This is a genomic window from Dolichospermum lemmermannii CS-548, from assembly GCF_028330815.1.
Classification (GTDB): Bacteria; Cyanobacteriota; Cyanobacteriia; order Cyanobacteriales; family Nostocaceae; genus Dolichospermum; species Dolichospermum lemmermannii.
In genome coordinates, this window is record NZ_JAQMTJ010000076.1 from 1 (window position 1) to 25673 (window position 25673).

22 protein-coding genes are annotated in these 25673 nt (G+C 37.1%); 13 read left to right on the forward strand and 9 right to left on the reverse strand.

The window, feature by feature from the left end:
• Nucleotides 1-95 precede the first annotated feature (95 nt).
• The 8 genes from PN450_RS04785 (at nt 96) to PN450_RS04820 (ending at nt 7318) form a co-directional block, all read left to right on the forward strand.
• Nucleotides 96-323, forward strand: a complete 228-nt coding sequence (locus PN450_RS04785; protein WP_015080949.1) for a hypothetical protein — start codon at nt 96-98, stop codon at nt 321-323.
• 114 nt (nt 324-437) lie between these two features.
• A complete protein-coding gene (ureE, locus tag PN450_RS04790) occupies nt 438-878 on the forward strand; it encodes an urease accessory protein UreE (RefSeq protein WP_148764981.1) in 441 nt (146 codons plus the stop codon).
• On the forward strand, nt 856-1542 hold the full coding sequence (locus PN450_RS04795; RefSeq protein ID WP_271835578.1) for an urease accessory protein UreF: 687 nt from the start codon (nt 856-858) through the stop codon (nt 1540-1542). Before ureE ends, PN450_RS04795 begins: the two co-directional genes overlap by 23 nt.
• A gap of 5 nt (nt 1543-1547) precedes the next feature.
• A complete protein-coding gene (gene ureG / locus PN450_RS04800) occupies nt 1548-2144 on the forward strand; it encodes an urease accessory protein UreG (protein WP_271835579.1) in 597 nt (198 codons plus the stop codon).
• A gap of 181 nt (nt 2145-2325) precedes the next feature.
• Nucleotides 2326-3513 carry a hypothetical protein gene (locus tag PN450_RS04805; RefSeq protein ID WP_271821181.1) on the forward strand — a complete coding sequence of 396 codons (1188 nt, stop codon included), beginning with the start codon at nt 2326-2328 and terminating at the stop codon, nt 3511-3513.
• A gap of 7 nt (nt 3514-3520) precedes the next feature.
• Nucleotides 3521-4639 carry a hypothetical protein gene (locus tag PN450_RS04810; RefSeq protein WP_271821182.1) on the forward strand — a complete coding sequence of 373 codons (1119 nt, stop codon included), beginning with the start codon at nt 3521-3523 and terminating at the stop codon, nt 4637-4639.
• A gap of 114 nt (nt 4640-4753) precedes the next feature.
• Nucleotides 4754-5317: a sporulation/spore germination protein gene (locus tag PN450_RS04815; RefSeq protein WP_271835580.1), complete on the forward strand. Its 564-nt coding sequence runs from the start codon at nt 4754-4756 to the stop codon at nt 5315-5317.
• Between the two features lie 351 nt (nt 5318-5668).
• Nucleotides 5669-7318 carry an MBL fold metallo-hydrolase gene (locus PN450_RS04820; RefSeq protein WP_271835581.1) on the forward strand — a complete coding sequence of 550 codons (1650 nt, stop codon included), beginning with the start codon at nt 5669-5671 and terminating at the stop codon, nt 7316-7318.
• A gap of 17 nt (nt 7319-7335) precedes the next feature.
• Here the strand turns inward: PN450_RS04820 and PN450_RS04825 are convergent, their stop codons facing one another.
• From PN450_RS04825 to PN450_RS04850, 6 genes are all read right to left on the reverse strand, one after another.
• Nucleotides 7336-7647 (reverse strand): DUF6679 family protein, encoded by a 312-nt coding sequence (locus tag PN450_RS04825; protein WP_015080955.1) that lies wholly within the window; start codon nt 7645-7647, stop codon nt 7336-7338.
• Between the two features lie 607 nt (nt 7648-8254).
• On the reverse strand, nt 8255-9058 hold the full coding sequence (locus PN450_RS04830; RefSeq protein WP_271835582.1) for a Nif3-like dinuclear metal center hexameric protein: 804 nt from the start codon (nt 9056-9058) through the stop codon (nt 8255-8257).
• Nucleotides 9059-9097: 39 nt separating this feature from the next.
• The gene (arsB, locus tag PN450_RS04835) at nt 9098-10174 is read right to left on the reverse strand and encodes an ACR3 family arsenite efflux transporter (RefSeq protein WP_271835583.1); all 1077 of its coding nucleotides are present in this window, start codon (nt 10172-10174) and stop codon (nt 9098-9100) included.
• Between the two features lie 226 nt (nt 10175-10400).
• Complete coding sequence (gene arsJ / locus PN450_RS04840; protein ID WP_271835585.1) at nt 10401-11663, reverse strand: organoarsenical effux MFS transporter ArsJ; 1263 nt, start codon at nt 11661-11663, stop codon at nt 10401-10403.
• A 111-nt stretch (nt 11664-11774) separates the two neighbouring features.
• On the reverse strand, nt 11775-12791 hold the full coding sequence (locus tag PN450_RS04845) for an ArsJ-associated glyceraldehyde-3-phosphate dehydrogenase (RefSeq protein WP_271835586.1): 1017 nt from the start codon (nt 12789-12791) through the stop codon (nt 11775-11777).
• Nucleotides 12792-12806: 15 nt separating this feature from the next.
• A complete protein-coding gene (locus PN450_RS04850; protein WP_271835587.1) occupies nt 12807-13865 on the reverse strand; it encodes a PstS family phosphate ABC transporter substrate-binding protein in 1059 nt (352 codons plus the stop codon).
• A 270-nt stretch (nt 13866-14135) separates the two neighbouring features.
• Here PN450_RS04850 and PN450_RS04855 point away from each other — a divergent pair, with 270 nt between their 5' ends.
• From PN450_RS04855 to PN450_RS04875, 5 genes are all read left to right on the forward strand, one after another.
• A complete protein-coding gene (locus PN450_RS04855; protein ID WP_465249372.1) occupies nt 14136-15569 on the forward strand; it encodes a YcjF family protein in 1434 nt (477 codons plus the stop codon).
• Between the two features lie 743 nt (nt 15570-16312).
• Entirely contained in the window at nt 16313-17143 is an 831-nt protein-coding gene (locus PN450_RS04860) for a squalene/phytoene synthase family protein (protein ID WP_168636940.1), read from the forward strand.
• A gap of 101 nt (nt 17144-17244) precedes the next feature.
• Nucleotides 17245-18678 carry a hopanoid biosynthesis associated radical SAM protein HpnJ gene (hpnJ, locus tag PN450_RS04865; RefSeq protein ID WP_168636941.1) on the forward strand — a complete coding sequence of 478 codons (1434 nt, stop codon included), beginning with the start codon at nt 17245-17247 and terminating at the stop codon, nt 18676-18678.
• Between the two features lie 168 nt (nt 18679-18846).
• Nucleotides 18847-19683 (forward strand): hopanoid biosynthesis-associated protein HpnK, encoded by an 837-nt coding sequence (gene hpnK / locus PN450_RS04870; protein WP_271835589.1) that lies wholly within the window; start codon nt 18847-18849, stop codon nt 19681-19683.
• 84 nt (nt 19684-19767) lie between these two features.
• Nucleotides 19768-20820 carry a J domain-containing protein gene (locus PN450_RS04875; protein ID WP_271835590.1) on the forward strand — a complete coding sequence of 351 codons (1053 nt, stop codon included), beginning with the start codon at nt 19768-19770 and terminating at the stop codon, nt 20818-20820.
• 190 nt (nt 20821-21010) lie between these two features.
• On the opposite strand, the gene PN450_RS04880 is transcribed toward PN450_RS04875, so the two are convergent.
• From PN450_RS04880 to PN450_RS04890, 3 genes are read right to left on the reverse strand one after another with little or no spacing between them, the layout of a single operon-like run.
• The gene (locus PN450_RS04880; protein ID WP_271835592.1) at nt 21011-22099 is read right to left on the reverse strand and encodes an ATP-binding protein; all 1089 of its coding nucleotides are present in this window, start codon (nt 22097-22099) and stop codon (nt 21011-21013) included.
• Nucleotides 22100-22101: 2 nt separating this feature from the next.
• A complete protein-coding gene (locus tag PN450_RS04885; protein WP_271835593.1) occupies nt 22102-24177 on the reverse strand; it encodes an outer membrane protein assembly factor BamB family protein in 2076 nt (691 codons plus the stop codon).
• Nucleotides 24174-25580, reverse strand: coding sequence for a P-loop domain-containing protein (locus PN450_RS04890; protein ID WP_271835594.1), 1407 nt, complete (start codon nt 25578-25580; stop codon nt 24174-24176). The genes PN450_RS04885 and PN450_RS04890 overlap by 4 nt, the downstream gene beginning before the upstream one ends.
• Nucleotides 25581-25673: the final 93 nt, after the last annotated feature.

A 25673-nucleotide genomic window follows, 5' to 3' on the forward strand; every position in this document is an offset into this window, starting at 1 on the left:
CTGTACGGGCGAAGCATTTGGAGAACTATTTTTGGCAATGACCGATAATTTATCTTTCAAATGCTTCGCCCCTACTAACAACTGACAACTAACAAATGACTATTACAGCTACAGGTACTATTGAACGTCGGAATATTGGGCTTGGTGCTTGGGCTTTTGTAACAGAAGATGGTGTTACATACGAAATCTCAAAAAGTGCTGATAAAAACTTACTTAAATCAGGACAAAAAGCCAAAATAACCGGAAAAGTTCGAGAAGATTTAATGACAGCAGCGATGATTGGTTCTATTCTAGAAGTTCATTCTTTTGAAGTTATGACATAATTTACGCCTATAGCTATCCTAAATCAGTTATGAACAATTAGATCCCCGACTTCTTAGAGAAGTCGGGGATCTAACTCTTGCAATATTCACAAATTAAAGTTAATGTCGGGAATTATGCTGACTTTTACCCAACGTCAACCACCTAATACTAATGCTATAGTGAATATCACTCTTTCACTAACTGCGGAAGAACGAACTCGTAGCCGTCATAAATTTATATTAGCAGATGGTCAGGAGATTTTTTTGCGGTTAGCTAGAGGTACAGTATTACATGATAGCGATATTCTCACAGATGAAACCGAAAGTATTTATATGAGAATTATTGCTAAACCTGAACCTGTTTTAACTGTATTAGCAGAAATTCCTCTATTATTAAGGGCTGCATATCATTTAGGAAATCGTCATGTTCCTGTAGAAATAACTTCGACTTATTTACGCTTATCTCCAGATGCAGTTTTAGCTGCTATGTTAATCCAATTAGGGTTAGAAATTAAAGAAGAAATTTTACCTTTTCAACCAGAATTAGGGGCTTATGGAAATCACTCTCACGCATAGCCATTTTTTGACAATCTTACAATTAGCAAGTCCAGCTTTACCCGTTGGTGCTTATGGCTATTCGGAAGGGTTGGAGATGTTAATAGAAAATGGTACTATTACGAATATAGAAAATCTCAAACATTGGCTACATTCTGAATTAATTTATGGCTCAATTCGCCTAGATGCGGCGATAATGATGAGGGGTTTTCATGCTGTTAAATCAGGTGATAGGTCGGCTTTAAAGCGGTGGAATTTATGGTTATCTGCTGCGAGAGATACGGAAGAATTACGGGCTGCTAGTTGGCAAATGGGACGTTCTCTGATGCAATTATTAGGGAAGTTAGAACCGGAAATTTTACCTGTGGTGAATGCTGTGGGTTATCCTGGCAATTATGCGATCGCATTTGCTATAGCTTGCGCTCATTGGGATATAAATATTCAAGCTGCTTTATTAGCTTATTTACACAGTTGGGCGAATAATTTAATTACCGCTGGGATCAAACTTATTCCGCTGGGACAAACTGCGGGACAGGAGTTATTACTGGGTTTACAACCTTTATTAATTACTACTGTGGGAGAGATTTTGACAATGGCAGATGATGATTTAGGATGTTGTAATTGGGGCTTGTCTTTAGCGAGTATGCAGCACGAAACCCAATATACTAGATTGTTTAGGAGTTAAAAATTATGACGGCTTTAAGAGTAGGCGTTGCTGGTCCTGTGGGTTCGGGGAAAACGGCTTTGGTAGATGCTTTATGTAAGAATTTACGGGAAAAATATCAATTAGCTGTGGTGACAAATGATATATATACTCAAGAAGATGCTCAATTTTTAGTCCGTTCTCAGGCTTTGTCAAGCGATCGCATTTTAGGAGTAGAAACGGGAGGTTGTCCCCATACTGCTATCCGTGAAGATGCTTCTATGAATTTAGCCGCAATTGAACAATTAGAAGAGAAATTTACCAATTTAGATTTAGTCTTTTTAGAAAGTGGTGGAGATAATTTAGCTGCTACTTTTAGTCCTGAATTAGTAGATTTAACCATTTATGTCATTGATGTGGCTGCTGGTGATAAAATTCCCCGCAAAGGTGGTCCAGGTATTACTAAATCTGATTTATTAGTGATTAATAAAACCGATCTTGCTCCCTATGTGGGTGCTGATTTAAATGTCATGGAAAGAGATGCGAAAAAAATGCGCGGTGATAAACCTTTTATTTTTACAAATCTGAAAACTCAAGTTGGTTTAGGAGATGTGATTCAGTTTGTTAATGCAGCTATTTGTTAATTGTTTCATAGCGTGGCGTGGACATATCAGGATTTATAGAAGGTAATACCATTTTAAAAAATCTGTGCTATATTTGTATGGCATTATAAAGATGCTATTAATTTTTAATTTCCTGATCATACACAATCAACCCATTCAATGATAAACTAAAAATATGGTAAATAATATCTCATTCATGGTTATGAATAAAAATATTGACATTATCAAAGATACAAGAGTAAATTGTTACTCCGTGATGACACAGTTTCAAGTAGAAGAATATCTAAAAAGGGTAAAAAATGCCTTTGAAAATAGAGGAGGTTTAGAAGGACAAAGAGATACTTTAAAAACAAATACTGCTATACGTATCCGCAAGAGGATGATTAAAGATATAGAAACTGGAGCGGTATTACCACCAATAGTTATAGGGGTGATTATTCCCCAGGATAATTTTGCCATTATTGAACAATTAGAAGACAATAATGCTTTTTTAGAATTTATTAACAAAATACCTGAAGATAGTATATCTATTATTGATGGTATGCAACGAACTAAAGCTTTAAGTGTAGCTTTAAAAGATAATGCCAATATTTGTAATCATAAAATTCGTGTAGAGTTTTGGATTGCTTCACAAATAAATAGTTTAATTTATAGAATGTTAGTCCTGAATACAGGACAAGTTCCTTGGGATATAAGAAGACAAATTGAAACAGTTTTTCAAGGAATAATTAAAGAACTTAAAGAAAAATTTCATGTAATTGAAATAATAACACTCACAGACAGAAATCACAAAAATAAACGTTCAAGTCCAGGACAATTTAAATCTGATGATATCATTGAATTATTTTTAGTATTTGGAGCTAAAAAGGTGAAAATAGATATTCCGGAAAGATTAGCAGAGGAATTTACAAGACTAGATTTTATAAGCTCAACATCAAATCCTAATTTGACTAATATTTTTTATGAAGTAATGTTTTATCTGTATAAATTTGATCAAGCAATTTCTCGATATCAAAATGAAGAAATACAAGGATATTTTCAGAAAGGTCAGGATTTATTTAGTAGTCAACCAGCTTGTGTTGGGTTTGTGACTGCGTTAGCTTTTTCTATATTAGGTAGACCTGGTAATGATTATGAACCAGAAGAGCAAAACCAAAAATGGCAAGATATCAAAAACAAAACCGATACACTTTTAACAAAAATAAATAACTTGAATCCTGATGAAATAGGTGATTTTTTAGATTTTCCAACATTAAATGAATTAATTAGTAAAAAACTAGGTAGGAAAGATTTCTTTGAAAGAGAGTTTTTTCTACAAGCGTTTAATTTATTAATTTCCGAAAAATTTAATATTGATAATATGACACAATGCTGGAGAGCATTATATTGAGATAATTATGTCTAGAAACATGAAAGACGCTAATAAACATATATTTGATTTATTAGCTAGTTTTGTAGAAAATCAAAATATTGAAGTGTCTATTTTTAGGGATCATAAACGTTGTATTCAAACGAATGAAGATGATAGAAAATGGTTAAAAGAACTGAAAATCACAAATCAACAATCAATTTTACCTTATTTCAGAACTGCAACTTTTGAGTTTGATAATAAAAATTACTTTGTGGCTATTGGTTGGCAACATAAATTAGAAATTGAACAAGAAATAATAGAAGAAATTGAGCTAAATGGAGGAATGCTTACAGCACTTTTATCTGATTTAAAAGTTTCTGTTAAACAAAATGCTGATGCTTATCAAATAGCAGAAGATATTTTTTATCCTCCCGAAAACGAAGAAATTATCAAATATGAATTTAGTCAGATAAATCATTTCTTTGAGCCAGTTTTTGTTTATCAAATTAATGATGAATGTCCATTTATTAAAGTTAAATCTGATATAATTCAAATTGCCACTGTAAATTTATCAGCATTTTATATTATTCAACAGAGGCAAATTATTTCTTTAAAATTTCGGAAAGAAACTCTTGTTGTTTTTGAAAGGTTGTTTATTGAATGTGTAGAAATGATGCAACTTGATACTTTTGAGAATTTACTATTTAGCTTAGTATCAGTTAGTTGGAAACATTCATTTCTTGATGTTTATCGGTGTATAGAAAGACTATTCTCAATTTCATTTTGGCAGGAATTTTATCAAAATTTAGGAATTAAAGGTTCTTTACTTAACTTTTCTGCTAATATAGAAAATTATACTGATTGGCGACCAAAAGAAAAGGAAGCTATTAATAAACTTATAGATAATGCACCCGAAGATGCTATTAATCTTTTGAAGGAAATTAAAAATGATCTTGATGGTAACTCAGAAGGTAATTTAGGAGAGTTTATTTATAAAATTCGTAATTCTATTGTTCATTTTCGACCAGCAACAGAACCAATATCAATAGATGATAATAATTGGGATAAATTAATCAGAGCGTGTTTATTAGTTATTGAATCTTGCTATAATCAATACAAGGATGAGTTTAATGATAATTGTCAGAATCAGGATTTACAGGATTAAAGATTTTGAAAATGTTATAATCTTTCTCAGAACTTATGAAGAATATGGAATTTTCCTCCTTAACTGACAAATATTGATATGAATTTTCTTGTAAAAATCCAACGGAATTACTATATGTATAATTACAAACAAGCTATTTTATCATTATTTTTAGTTGTATCCTGCACTTTTCTTAGTAGTTGTGATTCTCACAATACCGCTAATAACCCAACTCTAGAAACAACACCAAATAGCAAGATTAACCCCAGTCCCCAAAGAAAAGTACAAAAGTCTCCAACCCCCGTAGTTGAACCATATACCGCTAATTCCAATACTAAAGCAATCTCTGGTAAAACTACAAACGTCACCGTATACACAAGTGATGCCCAATGTCAAGAGCTAATTCCTCAAAAAACTGACGTTTCCGCAGCAGAACCCATGAATGAGGCCATAGGTAAAATATTCAAAGAACAAAATACAGCAGATTTTAGCGTATCTGGTTATCGCGTTAATGTGAAAAATGGTGTTGCGATTGTTGATATCCGCATTTCACCAGATTCAAAAAGACAAGTATCTTCTCTTTCTAGTTGTGAACAGTTTGCGTTGTTTAGCAGTGTCCGCAAAACCTTAATTAGTAATTCCCAGTGGAAAATTAAAGATGTCCGCTTTACTGAGCGTGGAGAAGAGATTGCCCTGTAATGCTGGGGTTGAATGTGCTATATTTACAATAACCCAAGCATGGTAAAGATTTTCTAGTGATTTTGCCCAAATGCAAAAACACGATATTAAGATCAAAAAGTCCGAAGTTAAGGGGATAAAATCAATGGATATCAAACTAATTTTAGTGGGTTTAACGGTTATATTTACGGTTTCGTGCTTATTTTTTGGTACGAAAAATGGCTTTTATGATTCCGATAATTATCATGGTAATGGTTCTGCACATTAACAAGAGTGACAACTTAGGATTCCCACTTCTTTGAACTTTGCAGAGGAATATTGCTAAAAGCCAACTTTCTCAGCCAATAGTTTGATGGAGGGGAGGAGTAAAGGATGAATAATATATCAATTGATGCGGTCGAAACCACTAATGAGTTAGAATGCTTTCCCTATAGTGTTCAGCATCAAGATGAAGGGGTGTGTTTAATGGTCAGAATGGGTCCACATCGGATCATGTTAGATTTCGGCTTGACAAATATTTCTCCTATATCGCAGGAATTGACTAAATCGGCACAGCATGGTATGTTAGCTGATTTAGTTCTGGTTAGTCATGCCCATCCAGATCATGCTAGAGGCTTATTAACACTGCATCAAGCTTTTCCCCTATTACCTATTTATGCTAGTGAGGTAACGACGAAGTTATTACCGCTAAATTGGCCAGATGAAGAACTACCAGGAATTCTCTCATTTTGTCAGGCATTACCATTGCGATCGCCCATAGAAATCAGAGAAGATCTCATAGTAGAATTATTTCCCGCAGGTCATTTACCCGGTGCTGTGGCGATTCTCCTCACTTACCACACCCCCAACCGCGATTATAAATTACTTTACACCGGTGATTTTTTCCTATCCAACTCCCGTTTAGTCGAAGGGTTGCGACTGGATGAACTTCGAGGTTTAAATTTAGACGTACTATTAATTGAAGGTAGTTATGGGACATCTCGCCATACCCATCGCCGCAATCAAGAAAATCAACTAGCAGAAAGGATTCATCGCGCCATTAGTTCTAGTGGCACAGAGAAAAACAATTCAGTAATTTTACCAACCCCAGCATTAGGATTAGGTCAAGAATTACTCATGCTGTTACGTTCCCATCACCACTTTACAGGTCGAGATTTAGACATTTGGGTTGATGGTGCTGTAGCTGCTGGTTGTGATGCCTATTTAGAACTTTTACCACATCTTCCCGCCGCAGTTCAAAATTTCGCCCGTCACCAACCTTTATTTTGGGATGAACGGGTAAAGCCTCGTGTAAGAAGATTAAAGCCAGAAAATCTGGCAACTTTAGGGATATCGCCTTGTATTGTTCTTACGGATTCTTCCGCAGATTTACGTAAATATTGTCAACCAAACACAGGCAATTGGTTAATTCTTTTACCTGAAAAAATTGATATTCCAGTTAATCCAGAATATTTAGCACCGACAAAATTTGAAAGTTATCTGTTAGCGCAACATAGTGATGGACCAGGAACAACCCAGCTAATTCATAATTTACGCCCGCAACACGTGATTTTTGTGCATGGTTCTCCAAGTTATCTGGCTGACTTAACTTGTTTAGAAGAGTTACAAAATCGCTATCATGTCCATTCACCAGCCCCAGGGACTCTAGTAGAATTACCGATTGGGGAAACATTTTTACAACCTGCTGCCCCAGAAATTAATTATGAGGGGGAGGTGACGGAATTGGGAACTGTTATTACCATCACTCTTCCCGATGCAGTGACAGCAGATCCCCGGTGGCGACAATTTGCTGATACGGGTTTAATAGAAGCGCGTTGGCAGGGTGAGGACTTGGTATTACGGGGGTTATCTCCGCGAGAACTCTTAAACCCGAATAACCTTCGCCCTAATTCTGGTGATGTTGCCTGCTGTGGTAGCTGCCGACACCAAAGAGGGCAACGGTGTTGGAACCCCGCTGCCCCCTTATATAATTTCAAAGTTACCCTGGACGGATACTGTCCTGCTTTTGAACGCTTGATGTGAATTTAATTTAGGAGCGTTTAATCTGGATTTAGGTCAGTATAAGGGTTAGGAATACGCTCTGCTTCTGGACAGTCTTCAGTTGTCAGCGGATCTATGTTACCGCGTTGCACTGAAGCTAATTTTTGAGTAACAGATCCGATGCTTTCGAGACGAACCATTTCCTCCCAAGAACAAACTTCATCTTCTTCGTCTGTTTCATAGCGTAAAGTCACTAAATCGCCTTCGATATCAATGATGCGGGCCCGCTCTATCCAGCGTTGCTGATCCCGCAAAAAAACACATACCTCCCGCCCGTCGCAACACAGTTGATAAATCTTGCGGTGTAGCATGTAGTGCTTCTGCCTTTTTATACAACGTAGTTAAACCTGTCAAATTCGGGTTTCATCCCCATAATATCAGCCTCTAGGAGGTGAATTTCGCGGTGAGAACCCGGTAAGTTCAGTGACTCAATTTTACCACTTATTTTTAGTCATTAGTGTTAGATGAAATTTTGGGTCTTAAGCTTTAGTTTACCGCATTAGTTGAACAGCTATAGCAACTGTTAACATCTACAGACATTTTTCTTTGATTTGGCGTTGCCAGGGGGGTGTTAGTTAGCTCTGAAAGAATGCTTCACCAATAACAATATTATATCTGGGTATAACATAGATTTCAGCCTTTTAACCACACTACTTAGCTAAGTATATATCATACTCTGGGTTGTGTCTAGAAGATTTTCCCCGGTGTTAAGTAAGTTGGCGTTAAACAATCAACATATGTAACGAAATGTAAATTCGACAAATACCTTATAGATAGGTTATTTAAGGGTTTTTACGAAAAAAATGTATATTGATTTTATCGTGCCGACTTACTTAAAATCTGTGTCACATATAAATAATAACATTTTTTTGAATTTCTTAACTGTGAATAATTTTTTAGCTGTGAAGGTAAAGTCTCTTAGCTGCTGACTGTATTAGGGTAAAACTGCCGAAAATCTTCATCTTTTTGGCTCAATTGCACCCAATTTAAGTTAAGGGCTTGCATTTTCTGGACTAGGCGATCGCACGCGGGGCGTTCTGTGGCATAATGTCCAGCATCAATTAATACGATACCACGATCACGGCTTTCTTGAAATTGATGAAATTTACAGTCAGACGTTAAGTAAACTTGGGCATTAGTTTTGACTACTGCTGAAATATAACCTGCACCAGAACCACCTAAAACAGCTACCCGTGAAATTTGCTGTTGTAAATCAGCCATTGGGGAAAAAATTAAATGGGGCGGATTTAATTGAGTTTGAATATTATTAATTACCTCTTGTAATGTCAAAGTGGGTTTTAGCATTCCTACACGCCCATAACCTAAACCTGCTTGGGTAGGAACAATAGGTGATACTTGTTGAAGTTCCAGAAGTTGCGCTAAAACGTCAGCAGTTCCATCTGCCACTTGGTCAAAATTAGTATGGGCGGTATAAATTCCAATATTATGGGTAAAAGCTAACCGCACCATTTCTGTTAAGGCTTCCCCAGTGCGGAAAGATTTGGGAGGGTGAAAAATGAGGGGATGATGAGCAAATATTAGGTTAGCATGGAGAGCGATCGCTTCTTCCATTACTGCTAAAGTCGGAGTTAAACACACTAAAACCCGCGCTTCTATGGACAAAACACCCGGTTCAACTTGCCAACCGCAATTATCCCAACTTTCGCACCAAGCGGGATTTGCCCATTCTTCAAACCAGGTAATTAAATCAGCAACTTTCATTAAATTTAAATAAATCAATAGTAGATCAAACGTATTTAATTATAATCCTATTGGTGGAGATGGGCGAAAAAAATGTTTCTTGATCCAGAAAGATACACTGACTAAACTAATTAAGACTGGCACTTCTACCAATGGTCCAATCACAGCAGCAAAAGCCACACCAGATTTAATCCCAAATACAGAAATAGCGACAGCTATTGCTAATTCAAAATTATTACCAGCAGCGGTAAATGCCACACTAGCAGCTTTGGCATAGTCAGCTTTAATTTTCCATGCTAGGTAAAAACTACTCAAAAACATGAATAGGAAATAGATAATGAGGGGAATGGCAATGCGGACAACATCGAGAGGAATCTGCACAATCAAATTGCCCTTTAAACTAAACATTACCATGATTGTAAATAAAAGAGCAATTAAAGTAATCGGACTGATTTTGGGAATGAACTGCTGATGATACCACTGCTTACCTTTAGCTTTTACTAAAATAAAGCGAGTCATAAATCCAGCCAGAAAAGGAATACCTAAATAGATAAAAACGCTGTTGGCAATTTCCCCAATACTGATATTTACAATAGTTCCTTGTAAGCCAAATAAAGGCGGTAAAATCGCCAGAAAAAACCAAGCATAAACGCTGTAAAAGAGAATTTGAAAAATACTATTAAAAGCAACCAGTCCGGCTGTATATTCAGTATCTCCTTTAGCTAATTCACTCCAGACAATTACCATAGCAATACAAGGGGCTATTCCCACCATAATTAACCCAGTCATATATTCAGGTTTATCGCGTAAAAAAAGAATAGCAAGTGTAAACATTACAATTGGGGCAATTATCCAAGTTAGTGATAATGATAGTCCGAGAATTTTTTTATTACGAAATACATCTCCTAATTCTTCATATTTTACCTTTGCTAAGGGTGGGTACATCATCAAAATTAAACCAATAGCAATGGGAATGTTGGTTGTTCCTATTTGGAAATGATTGATAAAAACTTCTATTGTGGGGAAAAAATAGCCTAAACCCACTCCAGTTGCCATTGCCAGAAATATCCACAATGTCAAAAAGCGATCCAGAAAAGAAAGGCGTTTTATAGTCGGTTGTTTAGTTACATATTCCACTTAATTAACCTCTATAAATGTTAGTTTCGGATACCCAAATTCTCCAAGGATTCGGTGATATTCTTGTCATTATAAAATCTGTATTTATTACAAATTAGTATTTAGGCAAGAGGCAAAAACTGTCACCAATTGCCCACTACCATATTTAAACTCAAATAAATTTTGGAGTCATCTCACTACAGTAGGATATACCTGTTTGCATAGCATATCTTTAGACTGGGAAATATTATTCTCCGTCTCCAGCTTTCCAAGCTATAGCTTTACTAGGTTGAGGATTAGGTAACTTCAGAGAAACTAAACCTGCTGCGAATACGAAAAACATTGATGTCCACAGACAACCAACTAAGCCAAATATTTGATAAACCAAACCGGATAAAACTGTACCCACAAGACGACCACCGGAGTTTGCCATATAGTAAAAACCCACATTTAAAGCGACCTTATCATCATCAGTAAATGCTAAAACCAGATAGGAATGGACAGCGGAATTGAAAGCAAATACGACACCAAAAACGAGAAGTCCAGCAATAATTACGATATTAGCGGGTAAACCTAATTGTAATGCCAGAGCGATCGCACCGGGAACAGCCGTTAATGTAAATGTCCAGAATCGAATAGTTTGAGATTGAGGTGGACGACCAGAACCAAATCGCCGCATGAGTGTTGGTGCTAAAAATTGAATAATCCCATAACCAATCACCCAACAAGCTAAAAATCCCCCTACCTGATAAAAAGACCAGCCCAAAGTCCCACGTAAAAACACTGGTAAAGCCACAACAAACCATACATCTCTAGATCCAAATAAAAAGAATCGCGCCGCCGAGAGAATATTTATTTCCGCGCTTTTAGAGAAAAGTTGGCTAAATTTAACCTTTTTCTTGATTTTACCCATGCCTTTGGGCAGCATTAACCCAGAAAACATAATTAAAGCCAGTCCCCCAGCCATAATCCACAGGGAATTAATAAAACCCACAGAACTGAGAAGGGCGCCACCAAGAAAGAATCCCACTCCTTTTAAAGCATTTTTAGAACCCGTTAGTACAGCCACCCACTTAAACAAAGAAGATTGAGCATCTTGAGGCACAACCAAGCGAATGGCGCTTTTAGAACTCATCTTGGTTAAGTCCTTAGCAATTCCCGAAAATGCCTGTGCAACCATCACATAAAGGACTGAAAGCCACTGCGCCCACCCTGGATTCAGAAAAGACAGCATAATTAAAGAAAACACCTGTAATCCAATCCCAGTATAAAGAGTTACTTTTAACCCAAACTGAGAACCAATCCAACCGCCGAGAAAGTTTGTAACAATTCCAAATACCTCGTAAAACAGGAACAGAGAGGCAATTTGAATAGGTGTATAACCAATTTTATTAAAATAGAGCAAAACCAACATTCGCAAAGCCCCATCAGTCAAAGTGAAGCCCCAGTATGCCAGTGTCACCAGAATATAATTCTTGAAATTAGAATTAGAAGCAGTAGTAGAAGCCATGATTAAAAATTCAAAATTGTAAATACAAACTAAAATTCTCTCTCCGTCTCTGCGCCTCTGCGTGCAAAAATCTTTATGGGGTAGGACTGAAAACCCACCCCTAGAAAACCATTATTTCTGCAAACTTAACGCCACCTTTCCTGCTAATTCAGTCATGCGGTTAACATAACCCCATTCATTGTCATACCAAGCCAATATTTTCACCTGAGTTTCGTTGATAACCATTGTCGAAAGGGCATCAATAATTGCAGAACGAGGATCATCTTTATAATCAATAGAAACTAAAGGACGTTCTTCATAACCCAAAATTCCTATTAACGGTTTTTGTGCAGATGCAGTTTTTAATAGATCATTAACTTCGGCTATTGTGGTCGAACGTTCAACTTCAAATACACAATCTGTGAGAGAAGCATTTAACAAAGGTACACGCACGGCTAAACCATTTAATTTACCATTCAATTCTGGATAAATTAACCCAATAGCTGTGGCTGAACCTGTGCTAGTGGGAATTAATGACATACTTGTAGCCCTAGCCCGACGCAAATCTTTATGAGGTGCATCTACAATGGTTTGAGTATTAGTATTGTCGTGAATTGTGGTAATTACTCCATGTTTAATTCCTAAACCTTCATGAATTACTTTTACGACTGGGGCTAAACAATTAGTAGTACAAGAAGCTGCTGTTAATAAATGATGTTTATCAGCTTGGTAGAGGTGATCATTTACCCCCATGACAATGTTTAAAGCCTCTTGTTTAACAGGTGCAGCAACAATTACCTTCTGCACACCTCTTTTAAAATAGGGGTCAAGGGTAGCGGGGGTTCTAAACTTACCAGAACATTCCAAAACTATATCAACCCCAAAATCTTCCCAAGGAACTTCACCCGGTTGAGAATATTCAGTAAAACTGAGAGATTTACCATCAATAACAACTTGGTTTTTGACCGCTTCTACTTCTGGTGTCCAACGCCCATGTACAGAATCAAATTTGAGTAAATGTGCTGCGGCTGCTGTTCCACCTTTGGTTTCATTAATGTGGACAAATTCTATTTCTGGGTAATCCCAAGCAGCACGAACGGACAACCTTCCCATGCGCCCGAATCCATTGATTCCTACTCTAATTGTCATGATTTTTATTAATTACTAAAATTGCTTTTGTTTGCGTAACAATTGCCCAAGAGTTAGGTTAAACTCCGATTTACCACCAAATACTGTTCCGGCTTTGCCTTTATACAAGTGGATAGAATTAAGTTTGTAAGCTTCCTCTGATAAGGGAACATAGCCAACAGAACTGACTATTTTTGCCGCATTTTTAATGTAGAAATCCGCAAGGTTATACACTAAAGTTTTGTTTTTACTAGACCGAAGATTGACATATATGAATAGAGGTCGAGAAAGTGGTTGATATTTGGCTTTTTCTACTGTTTCTGGTGATGGTAAAACGGCACCTTTACCACTATTAACTGCTAAAACTTTTAACTTATCTTTGTTTTCTTGGTAGTAGGCATAACCAAAGTAACCCAAAGCATTAGGATCTTTATTAACACCAGTAACTAAAACTTCATCATTTTCACTGGCTGTGTAATCTTTGCGACTGGCTTTGGCTTTACCGACAATTGCTTCGGTAAAATAATCATAAGTTCCAGACTTACCACCAGGACCATATAATTTAATTGGGCGGTCTGGCCAAGAATCTCGGACTTGATTCCATTTTGTAATTTTTCCTTCAGCCGCAGGTTCCCAGATTTTTTTCAATTCGGCTACTGTAATGTCTTTTGCCCAAGTGTTTTGAGGGTGAACAGCAATGGTTAGGGCATCAAAAGCTATGGGTAACTCCATGTAACTTACGCCATTTTTTCTGCAAGCTGCCATTTCTGACTGGTTAATTGGTCGAGAAGCATTACTGATATCTATTTTACGAGTACAAAATTTTTCAAACCCACCGCTAGTACCGGAAATATTTACTTGTATTTGACTATTATTTTTTAGGTTGGCTTGGTATGCTTTAGCTATGGACTGGGTAATGGGATATACGGTACTAGAACCATCTACTTTGATAAGTGCGTCAGTGGCAGAGTTAGTAACTTTTGTCGCTTCATTTGGTTTTTGAATATTTTGGGCAAGACCAAGCGTATTTGTAAAACTGCTTGTCAATGCTAGTATTCCGAAAGTTAAGACTAATTGGCTTGCTGTTTTATTCACTGATTTCACCTGTATAATTAGTGAGCAGACTATTTATCCTATCTACCTGTCATTTCAAGAAAAGTTAATATGTTAACATTGACTTTATCACTAGATACAACAATTAATTAAGAAAAATTGATGTGTTGTTTATACATAGCAAAAAAAATGCTTTTAGCTGCTTACTCTGCTCCAACATCAAAAGACGTTTGTTCACCAACCTCAATCCGAGTAGCAGGTTTTGGACTAAAGTGAGGTAAAAGCTTTTTCCTCGCGTGGAGAATCACAATTGTGAAGTTACAGCGACCGATTTTAGTGGGAGGACTAGGACTATCGTTCTCCCTGTGGATGTTAGACAGTTGGCATGATTCAATAGTGCAAGTGGGAGAATTCGGACTCCTGAGTGCTTTGGCTGTCGGTGGGGGTTTGTGGTTGTTCAATAAAAATCAGCCCCAATTAGGTGAACAGCTAAATGATATGGTTGTAGATAGAGCGGCTGTGGATAAAGCGATCGCTCAAACCCAAGTAATAATTAATCAACTGGCACAAGAAGCAGTCAATCATCCTCACCTAGCAATTCTCCGCGAAAATCTCGCTAAATTGCCCTTAGAACTGGATAGAAAGGAAATTAACCTGGCCGTTACTGGTGGTAAATCTGTAGGTAAAAGTACAGTTATTGAAGTTCTAAAAACTGCCCCAACTATTCCGGGAATGTCTTTAAATTTTGCGGAAACAGCGCCTTTATTTTCCGTAGCTGGTGAAAATTCCGATGTTGTCACTTTATCGGAAATGCAGAAATCTGATTTTGTCTTATTTCTGACTAACGGTGATTTAACAGATTCAGAATTTCAGGTTTTACAACAGCTAAAAGCCACAAAACAACCAAGTTTGCTGGTTTTCAACAAACAAGATCAATATCAACCTGATGAACGCGCTACAGTTTTTCAATCATTAAAACAGCGCATTGGTGCAAATGTAGTTGCGACTGCGGCTTCTCCCGTACCTGTGAAAGTGCGGAAACATGGAGAAGATGGTTCTTTCCAAGAATGGATGGAACAACCAACGCCAGATATCCAGCAATTAACACAACAATTAGCAGCGGTTGTGGGACAGCAAGGAGAACAGCTAGTTTGTAATACCACAAATCGCAAGGTATTATTACTCAAAGCCGAAGCCAAAAATTGTTTAAATGGTGTGAGAAGAGATCAAGCCACACCTTTTATAGAACAATATCAATGGATTGCAGCGGCGGCAGCATTTGCTAACCCTGTACCTGCTTTAGATATTCTCGCAACTGCGGCGATTACTGCTCAAATGGTGATAGATCTGGGTAATATTTATCAGCAGAAAATTTCCTTAGAACAAGCGCAACAAGTAGCGGGAACTATGGGAAGTTTGATGTTGAAATTAGGTTTAGTGGAACTTTCAACTAGGGCTGTAACGGGTATTCTGAAAACTAATGTTGCTACCTTTGTCGCTGGAGGAATGGTAGAGGGAGTTAGTGCTGCTTACCTCACCAGAGTAGCGGGATTAAGTTTAGTGGCATATTTTGAACAGCAAGAAATTGCTTTAGAATCGGGAAGTGCTTTAAATCTCGACAAACTGCGTCAAGTTTTGCAAACTGTATTCCAGCAAAATCAAAAAATGGCTGTTTTGGAAGCTTTTGTCAAGCAAGGTGTGAAGCGGTTGTTACCGGAAGCCAAAGCTGTGGAAGTTGTGGCTTAATCTTCCATATCCCCGACTGCTTAAAGAAGTCGGGGATATGAATCTCTCAATTGTCAGAATCAGGATATCCAGGATTTTAGGATTTGCAAGATGTTGGTTTTAAATGTCATATTTTAAATATTCATTTAATATTTAATAATCAATTTTCAAATTGAAAATATGAGAGTTTAATAAGACAAATAAAATCACCAACTTCCCACCAAAAATCATCCAATAACATCCTGTAAATCCTTTAATCCTGAGTATCCTGATTCAGACAAATAAAATCACCAACTCCCCACCAAAAATCATCCAATAACATCCAAAACAAGATCCCCGACTTCTTCAAGAAATCGGGGATATAACACAATGATATATTTATCTCGACTTCGCTCGATAACCACCTGATTCTGACAAACAAAAATCTGTAGGACAATACAGAATAAAATCATATACTCAACAATAAAATCCACATCCTGGTAAAATAAGTGACTCTATCGGCACTTCTGCAATACTTCAGCCTAAGAACTTTGCTGTTCTTATTTCTATCCTTGTAGACAAGGTTATTGTTACCAAAACCTTATATACTGTACTAAGCTTTGATAAACTGGAAAATTGTGTTAAATGCGACACTATAAACTATGTATTCCTAGATTAAATTCTAGAGTGTCTATGGTTTTTAAGATTTAATCAATACTAAATCTAGTATTATTGAAAAGTCCGAAATTAGGTGTGGTGTGCAAATCAAGAGAGGAGTGAACAAAATGGATTTACGTGGAGATGCGTTGCAAATCCTTAAAGACACTAGTAGAACTTTTTATATCCCAATTAGTATTTTACCATCAGGATTACAAGAAGCAGTGGCATCAGCATACTTGTGTATGCGTGCCATTGACCAAATTGAAGATGATCCAAACTTGGATAACGAGACTAAAAAACGCCTGTTGCAGAATATTAGCCTCACATTGCAAGCGGGAGTAGATGGTTTTTCGCTGGATGCTTTCTCTGTAGGGTTTAAAGGTTACGAAAATTCTTTACAAGAAGTTAGTTTACGGATTAGAGAATGGTCAATATTAGCACCTGAAAGTATTGCTCCGCGAATTTGGGATGCAACAGCGGCAATGGCTGATAGAATGGCTTATTGGGCAGATAAAAATTGGAAAATAGAAACTGAAGCGGATCTAGACCGTTATACCTTTGGGGTGGCTGGTGCTGTGGGCTTGTTACTCTCAGATTTATGGAACTGGTATGATGGAACTCAAAGCAACCGCACTCAAGCCATAGGATTTGGTAGGGGTTTGCAAGCGGTCAATATTCTGCGTAACAATGGTGAAGACCTCACTCGTGGGGTCAATTTTTACCCAGCAGGTTGGGATAATGACAATCTCCAAGAATATGCCCGTCGCAATCTTATCTTAGCAGATGCCTATACGAACTCTCTGCCCAATGGACCGGCTTTGCAATTTTGCCAAATTCCTTTGGCTTTGGCTCATGGTACTCTAGATGCTTTGGCTAGTGGTAAGGAAAAACTCAGTCGCAGTGATGTTGTTTCCCTGATTGAAAACCTCATGGGTGTGAACGCTAAGGCTAGTTAGGGGGCAGGGGTGCAGAGGTGCAGAGGGAAAAAGAATTTCCCAACTGACAACTGACCACTGACAACTGACCAAAATAAAAAATTTGTGTGTGAGAGATATTCATGAAAACTACTTTATTTCTGAGTCCACCTTCTTTTGATGGTTTTGATGGTGGTGCGGGGGCGCGGTATCAAGCAAAACGAGAAATTACTTCTTTTTGGTATCCGACTTGGTTAGCACAACCTGCGGCTTTAGTTCCTGGCAGTAGGTTAGTTGATGCACCTCCTCATGGGCAGACAGTGGATGATGTGCTGAAAATTGCCAAGGATTACGAATTGGTGATTATGCACACCAGCACGCCTTCTTTGGCTAATGATGTGAAGTGTGCAGAAACGATCAAAGCGCAAAATCCCAATGTGCAAATTGGCTTTGTAGGGGCGCACGTTGCGGTTTTACCAGAGGCAACTTTACGGGAAAATCCGGTTATTGATTTTGTCTGCCGCAATGAATTCGATTATACCTGTAAAGAATTGGCAGAAGGGAAACCTTGGGATGAAATCAAGGGTTTGAGTTACCGGGATAAGTTGGGAAATATCCACCAAACGGAAGAACGTCCTTTAATTCATGACTGGGATGCTATGCCCAGTGTGTTGCCAGTTTATGCCCGTGATTTAGATATTAGTAAATATTTCATTGGCTATTTGCAACATCCTTACATTTCTTTTTATACTGGCCGTGGTTGTCCAGCAAAATGTACTTTTTGTTTGTGGCCGCAAACTATTGGCGGACATTTATACCGTCATAAAAGCCCCGATGCCGTAGGCAGAGAAATGGAAGAAGCCAAGGTTCTCTTTGGGGACAAGGTGCGGGAGTATATGTTTGATGATGATACTTTTACCATTGACAAACATCGAGCGATCGCTATTAGTAAACACATGAAGCGACTCAATTTAACTTGGAGTTGCAATGCCCGTGCTAATTTAGATTATGATACTCTCAAAACTTTACGGGATAACGGTTTAAGGCTGTTATTGGTAGGTTTTGAATCTGGTAATCAAGAAGTTCTCAATAATATCAAAAAAGGTATTAAGCTAGAAGTGGCACGAGAATTTATGAAGAATTGTCACAAACTCGGTATTACTGTACATGGGACTTTTATTATCGGTTTGCCGATAGAAACGAAAGAAACTGTAGAAGAAACAATTCGTTTTGCTTGTGAATTAAGTCCCCATACAATTCAAGTTTCTATTGCTGCACCTTATCCTGGTACAGAATTGTATGAACAGGCCAGAGAAAAGGGTTGGTTTGCGAATGAGTCTTTAGTAGCAACTTCTGGTATTCAAACTTCAACTTTGCAATATCCAAGTCTTTCTAGTGCGGAAATTGAAGATTCAGTTGAACAAATGTATCGCAAGTTTTACTTCCGTCCCAAAGCGATTATTCCCATTGTGCGGGAAATGTTGGCTGATAGACAAATGTTAGTGCGTCGTTTGCGGGAAGGTAAGGAGTTCTTTGGTTATTTGAATGACCGTCGGACTCAAGCTTTAGCTAGGTAAATCGTCAGAATCAGGATTTACAAGATTTAAGGATATTCAGGATTTGATTTAATTATCTTCTGAGAATTTTGTAATTAATCCTGTTAATCCTTTAATCCTGGTTATTATCTCGACTTCGCTCGATAACCACCTGATTCTGACATTTTTAATCATCATCACTTTTTATCCATGTCTTATTTAATTATTAATGCTGATGATTTCGGGTTTTCCCAGGGTGTGAATGCAGCGATTATTCAAGCCCATGAGGAAGGCATTTTAACTAGCACTAGTTTAATGGTAAGTGGTGATGCTGCACAAGAGGCGATCGCACTGGCAAAAAATCACCCTCATTTAGCAGTGGGTTTGCACCTGGTTTTAGTGTGCGGTAAATCGGTTTTACCACCTGCACAAATTCCCAATTTAGTAGACTCTCAAGGTAATTTCTCTAATAATCCCACCCAAGCAGGATTAAGTTATCAATTTAATCAAGCTACCCGTGCAGAATTGCGATTAGAAATATCTGCTCAATTAGAAAAATTTCGGGATTCTGGTTTAAATCTTGCTCATGTTGATGGACATTTACACCTTCATGTACATCCTGTTATTTTGAATATTTTAACAGAATTTGCCGCGGAATTTCAGATTAAATTTATTCGTCTACCTTCAGAAGAATTAAGCAAAAACCTCAAAATTGATAACCGTAATTTATTCACTAAAATAATTTGGTCTATTGTTTTTGGACAATTACGCCGTTATGGAGAAGGTTTATTAAAAGCGAGTCAAATTAAATTTGCTGACAGGGTTTATGGATTGTTACAAACTGGTGACATGAGCGAAGAATATTTACTCGGTTTGATACCGCAAATAGAAGCGGAATTAGTAGAAATTTATTCTCATCCTGATTTAGTGAATACTGAGATAAATAACGGTGGTGAGGTAGAATTAGCGGGTTTGTTGAGTCAACAAGTGCGCGAATTATTGACTGTGAAAGGTTTTAAATTAAGTAATTATAACCAGTTAATTTAATTTAAAATCTTCTATAAATATGAATATTTAAAATATAATATTAATTGTGTTCGTTTATCAACCCTGAGCTTAATTGCATCTGCTATGGCACGCAAAACAAAAACAGCATCCTCAACTACAGTAACTCCCCTAGCTCTTTCTGACTTACATCTCCAGTTAGCGGGTTTAGAGAAAGAACACCAATCTCTATTAAAGCAAATTAAAAAAAAGCGGACAGAATTAAATAACTTTGTCGAAAAAATGCGTTCGTTAGCGACAGAGGTATTTCATCGAGTTAGTCCGAATATGAAAACAATGGCCGAATTAGATGCAGAAATTCATGCTTTGTTTGCCGAAATTTTAACTACGAAAAAAATGGGTAAACAAACCCAGAAAAATATCCAATCATTGTACAGAAGTTTACAAATGGGAGGAATTATTAGTTATAAACCTATTGAAGAAGAAGATGATGATGATGAAGAATTAGATGAACTATTTGAAGATAATGATTCTCAAGAAAATCATCAACGTCGTCGTCAATTTTGGGAAGCAGAACAAGATTCAGAATCTCCCACAGTAGCGAGAACAGATGAATCTAGAAAAATCCGACAGACATTTTTGCGGTTAGCGGAAATCTTTCACCCTGATAAGGTTAAAGATAATGAAACCCAAATGACTCACACGGAAATAATGAAGGAAATTAATAAAGCTTACCAAGATGGAGATTTAGCGCGACTTTTGGAAATTGAACGTAAATATGAAGTCGGAGAAACAATTGATAATAATAGCGAAGATGATTTAAGTCGCAGATGTAGAAATATAGAACAACACAATCAAATTCTCAAAAATCAATATGAGAAGTTGAAACAGGAACTCCGGTTAGCAAAAAATACCCCGGAAGGATCAATGGTTGCGGATTACAAAAAAGCAGCTAAACAAGGGATTGATTGTATTGAATTAATGCTGGAAACTATCCAATCTCAAACTAAGATAGTTGCGGAAATTCGTGATTTTGTTCAAGACTTTAAAGATAAAAAGATCACTATTAAAGAATTTCTCGCAGGACCAGAAAGTCTCCGTTCTGTACAGGAAGATATGATGGAAGAACTACTGGAAAGAATGATGGAAGAATTTGGGGGGATGATGGATTTTAATTAGCAAATTATTTCAAGATTTGCTAATAATTATTAAGAGGGTGTTTGAAAAGTTATAGTTGATGTATCAAATATTTTTTACCCCACCCTAACCCTCCCCTTGTAAAGGGGAGGGAACTGGATTTTTATTGTTTCCCCCCTTTACAAGATAGGTTTCATCTTGATTTTGCAAATTATTACTTTAATTCTTGTATTTAAGCGTTAGGCAAAGTGCTGTAATCATGAAGATATAACCGGAAACTGTGATGATATAATTGATATTTAGTTTCCTTATTTGTGTGTATTTCTTGCAGAAATTCTAACCAAGTTTCCATAATTTCCGCCACATCAAAAACATCAGCCTTGATAATTTTACTAATAACTACCGTTGACATTGGTTGAGTTTCTTCAGCAGTTAAAACCCGTAATATATCTACAGCAACATCAGATAAACCATGACCTTGCATCTTTTGCCAATGTTGTTGATAATAGGTTTCTAAATATGGGGGAATTTGGTCAAAATTATTGACAGAATAAAAACCATCAGCCATAGCTTTTAAAACCTGCTGCACATACATAAAATTATCTTCATTTTCATTAATTAATTCAATTATATTTCTCTGCGAACTCTGCGTCTCTGCGGTTCGTTTCTTCCGAATATATGCTTTAATATCCTCCCGATTTTCCACCGGATAATCTGCTAAATCTAAAATCTGTGAAGGTGCTTCAATTAACAAGCCAGAATGGGATTTTTGATAGGGACGACGAGCGAAAATAAAATAAATTTGATCCGGTAAATATCGCGGTAGATAAAATAAATTCGTGCCTACAGCTTGACTATTTATATCAATTCCATCCAAACCATCAATGACAATAATTATTTTCTGATCTGGTAAATTCTCGCTGACTTGTTGCAATAAAGTAGAAAATAACCAACTTCCCTCATTTGCATTGATAAATCCTGTCTCTGTCATGGTTTGCGGGGAGGGTTGGGGAGGGGTGCTAGATAATTTCTCTAACAATAAATTCAACTGTGTACAAACCTCTGGAAAAAATGCCTCAACTCGATTTTTACCCGCAATTTGGGCATTATAATAAATAGTATGGGGATTTTGGCGCGCAAATTGGGCAAGAATGGCACTTTTACCGCTACCGGGAACACCCACAATGGTGAAATAACCCTTGGGGTAACGGTGGAGAAAATTATTAATAGCAGAAAAGACAAAATCACGACCAACAAAATTTTCTGTTTTGCTGAGGATGATTGATTGTAATTCTGGGGAAGAGAAAGATAAGGTATTCATTTTCAGCTTCCTTGCAAACGCAGAAAATGTAACCTTCCTGATCTTTCTCCTGCTACGATTGTGACCCCATTAGCAGCAACTGCACAGCAATTTATAGGACTTTCTCCTGTGAAGGTTGCTATTTCCTGCCTGGTTGGTAAATCCCAGATTTTGATAGTGTTGTCATCAGAACCAGAAATCAGAGTTCTTCCATCGGGAGTGATGGCCACTGCACTCACCCAATCACCATGACCATTTAGGGTGAACTTTTCTTCCCGTGTAGTTACATCCGATATTTTGATGGTGTTGTCAACAGAACCAGAAATCAGGGTTTTTCCATCGGGAGTGATGGCCACTGCGCTCACCGAGTAACTATGACCTTGAAAGGTGAACTTTTCTTCCCGTGTAGTTACATCCCAGATTTTGATGGTGTTGTCAACAGAACCAGAAATCAGGGTTTCTCCATCGGGAGTGATGGCCACTGCGCTCACCCAGTCACCATGACCATTTAGGGTGAACTGTTCTTTCCGTGTAGCTACATCCGATATTTTGATGGTGTTGTCAACAGAACCAGAAATCAGGGTTTTTCCATCCGGGGTAATGGCCACTGCGCTTACCAAGTTACTATGATCTTGAAAGATGCGCTTTTTTTTTCCTGTAGCTACATCCCAGATTTTGATGGTGTTGTCAACAGAACCAGAAATCAGGGTTTTTCCATCCGGGGTGATGGCCACTGCGCTTACCGAGTCACTATGACCGATAAAAGTGAACTTTTTTTTTCCTGTAGCTACATCCCAGATTTTGATGGTGTTGTCATCAGAACCAGAAATCAGGGTTTTTCCATCAGGAGTGATGGCCACTGCTCTCACCGAGTAACTATGACTTTGAAAGGTGAACTTTTTTTTTCCTGTAGCTACATCCCAGATTTTTATTGTCGAGTCATTAGAAGTTGAAATCAGGGTTTTTCCATCCGGGGTGATGGTCATTGCAGTCACTGAGTAACTATGATCTTGAAAGATGCGCTTTTTTTTTCCTGTAGCTACATCCCAGATTCTGATTGTTTTATCACCAGAAGCAGAAATCAAAGTTTTTCCGTCAGGGGTGATGGTCACTGCACTTACATAAGAACTATGACCAAGAGTGAACTTTTTTTTTTCTGTAGCTATATCCCAGATTTTGATGGTGTTGTCATCAGAACCAGAAATCAGGGTTTTTCCATCAGGAGTGATGGCCACTGCGCTTACCGAGTCACTATGACCGATAAAAGTGAACTTTTTTTTTTCTGTAGCTATATCCCAGATTTTGATGGTGTTGTCATCAGAACCAGAAATCAGGGTTTTTCCATCCGGGGTAATGGCCACTGCGCTTACCGAGTCACTATGACCGATAAAAGTGAACTTTTTTTTTCCTGTAGCTATATCCCAGATTTGGATAGTCTTGTCATAAGAACCAGAAATCACCGTTTTACCATCAGGTGTGAGTGCGATTGCTCTTACCGAGTTGCTATGACCTTTAAAGGTGAGTTTTTCTGTACCTGTGAGCAAATCCCAGATTTTGATTGTGTTGTCATCAGAACCAGAAATCAGGGTTTTTCCATCGGGTGTGACTGCAATCGCATTTACCAAGTCACTATGACCTGTGAGAGTACGAATCAAGGGACTACCGGGAGGAGTGAGACTAGGGGTTAAACAACGTAAACCTTGATCTGTGGGTATTTGTTGCAGGAAGTTGTTAATTTCTGGTGTGTGAAAATGTAGTAATCTCCCTGTTAGTTGTGCTGGTAATTGTTGACTATCTGCATTGATAATATGTGCTGAGAGTCGCAAAGCACCTTGAATTTTTTTTAAGGATGATATTTTTTCATCTTCTGGAAATTCTGTTAATAGGGTTTCATCTTGGAGTAAATCATAATCTTCAATTAGTGCTTGTATTCCAAATAAGGGATGATTGATTTTCGCTTCGATAAAGTAGTAGTTAGATAATAATTTAAACAGTTCTGTATATTCTTTACCCGCTAATAATAATCGGGGATATTCACCTAAACAATGTTCTTTTGCTTCCTCTAACTGTTCATCAAACCAAGTGCGAAAGTTACTCATAGTATTAATCCCTTACCAATATTCTTAGCAACTTCCGCGCTGATTTGTGGTAAACTCATCCCCGCAGCTTCCACAATATCCTGACGTTGTAAAAAGTCTCGAAAACTCTCATGATAAAAACGATAACGAGGCGGTTGATAGGTTTTTTGTTCCTGTAAAAACTGTGTCCAATCTTTGATAACTTCCTGCACTGTGAGATTATCTTCCTGGGAATATTTGACAATCATCTCACGGGATACAGAACTTTTTAAAGCACACATTACATAAATAATTTTAATTTTATCCTTGGGTAAAGGTTTATTAGTCATTCCCATAATCCGCCAATGACTCTCATAATATCCTTGTAAACCTGCGGGTAATTGTTCTAGTTTTTCATCCTGATAAAATCCCTCTGCAATAGCTTCTAAAACATAGCGTAAATACATGAAATTATTTTCACTTTTAGCAGCGATACTATCTACAAATTTTGGTTTACTTAAATCATTTTGTTGCTTAATCCAGGTTTCTAAACCTGCCTTATATTTTTCTAACCCGAGAAATTCTAAAATATAGGCTTTTACATCATCATTACTTTTATCCTGATATTGCCTTAAATCTAATTCTTGATATTTAATATCGGGAGAAATAGTTAATCTTTTATCTTCTGAATTATTATAAGGTCTTCTGGTTAGGATGATGTAAACCTTTTCCGGTAAATACATCGGTAAATTTAATAGATTTCCGTTGTCTTCTTGATCAACTTCATCCAAAGCATCAATAACAATTACTAAATTTTCAGAATCAGATAATTTTTGACTAGCTTTAGTTAATAAAGTTGATAAATCATCATTTTCTACATTAGCAATATCAAATCTTTGGGTTAATTGTTGACGAATTAATTTCAGAAATATATCGGGACGGTTTCTACCTTCAGCGCGAATATTGAAAAAGCAAATTGTCCCAGGATAATCTACTATATATTTAGCAGCAATGGCACTTTTACCCATTCCCGCATCACCAAGGATGGTAAAATATCCACTTTTGTGATCTTTGATAAATTCGCTGATAGCATTAAATACAAATTTTCGACCGCAAAATAGGTTTGTTTTATCATCAATTACGGTTTGAAATTCTGTTGGTATTAGTCGTGGAAACCAATCATCAACTATATCTGATGGTGTTATTTTTTCAACTATACTGTTGTTTTCAAGTCCTTGATTTATAGCATTCAGCACATTTTCTATAACGTATCTATCAACTGCTGTTACTTTTTGAGTCTTTTGTCCTATTAAATATTTAATTATATCTTCATTGGTATTTGCTTCTGTTGCTAGAGTTTTTATAGTAAAATCTGCTTTTTGATATGCTGCTTTGAGTTTAGCTTTACCTGAATCACTAGCTTTTACTTTTCCCACTTTATTCATAAATATGTATTGGTAGTAGATTAACTTTTTTAGATTATAGCAAATATTGATTATTGTTGTCTAGGGAATTTGGGGTATTTTTATTTCCCTACA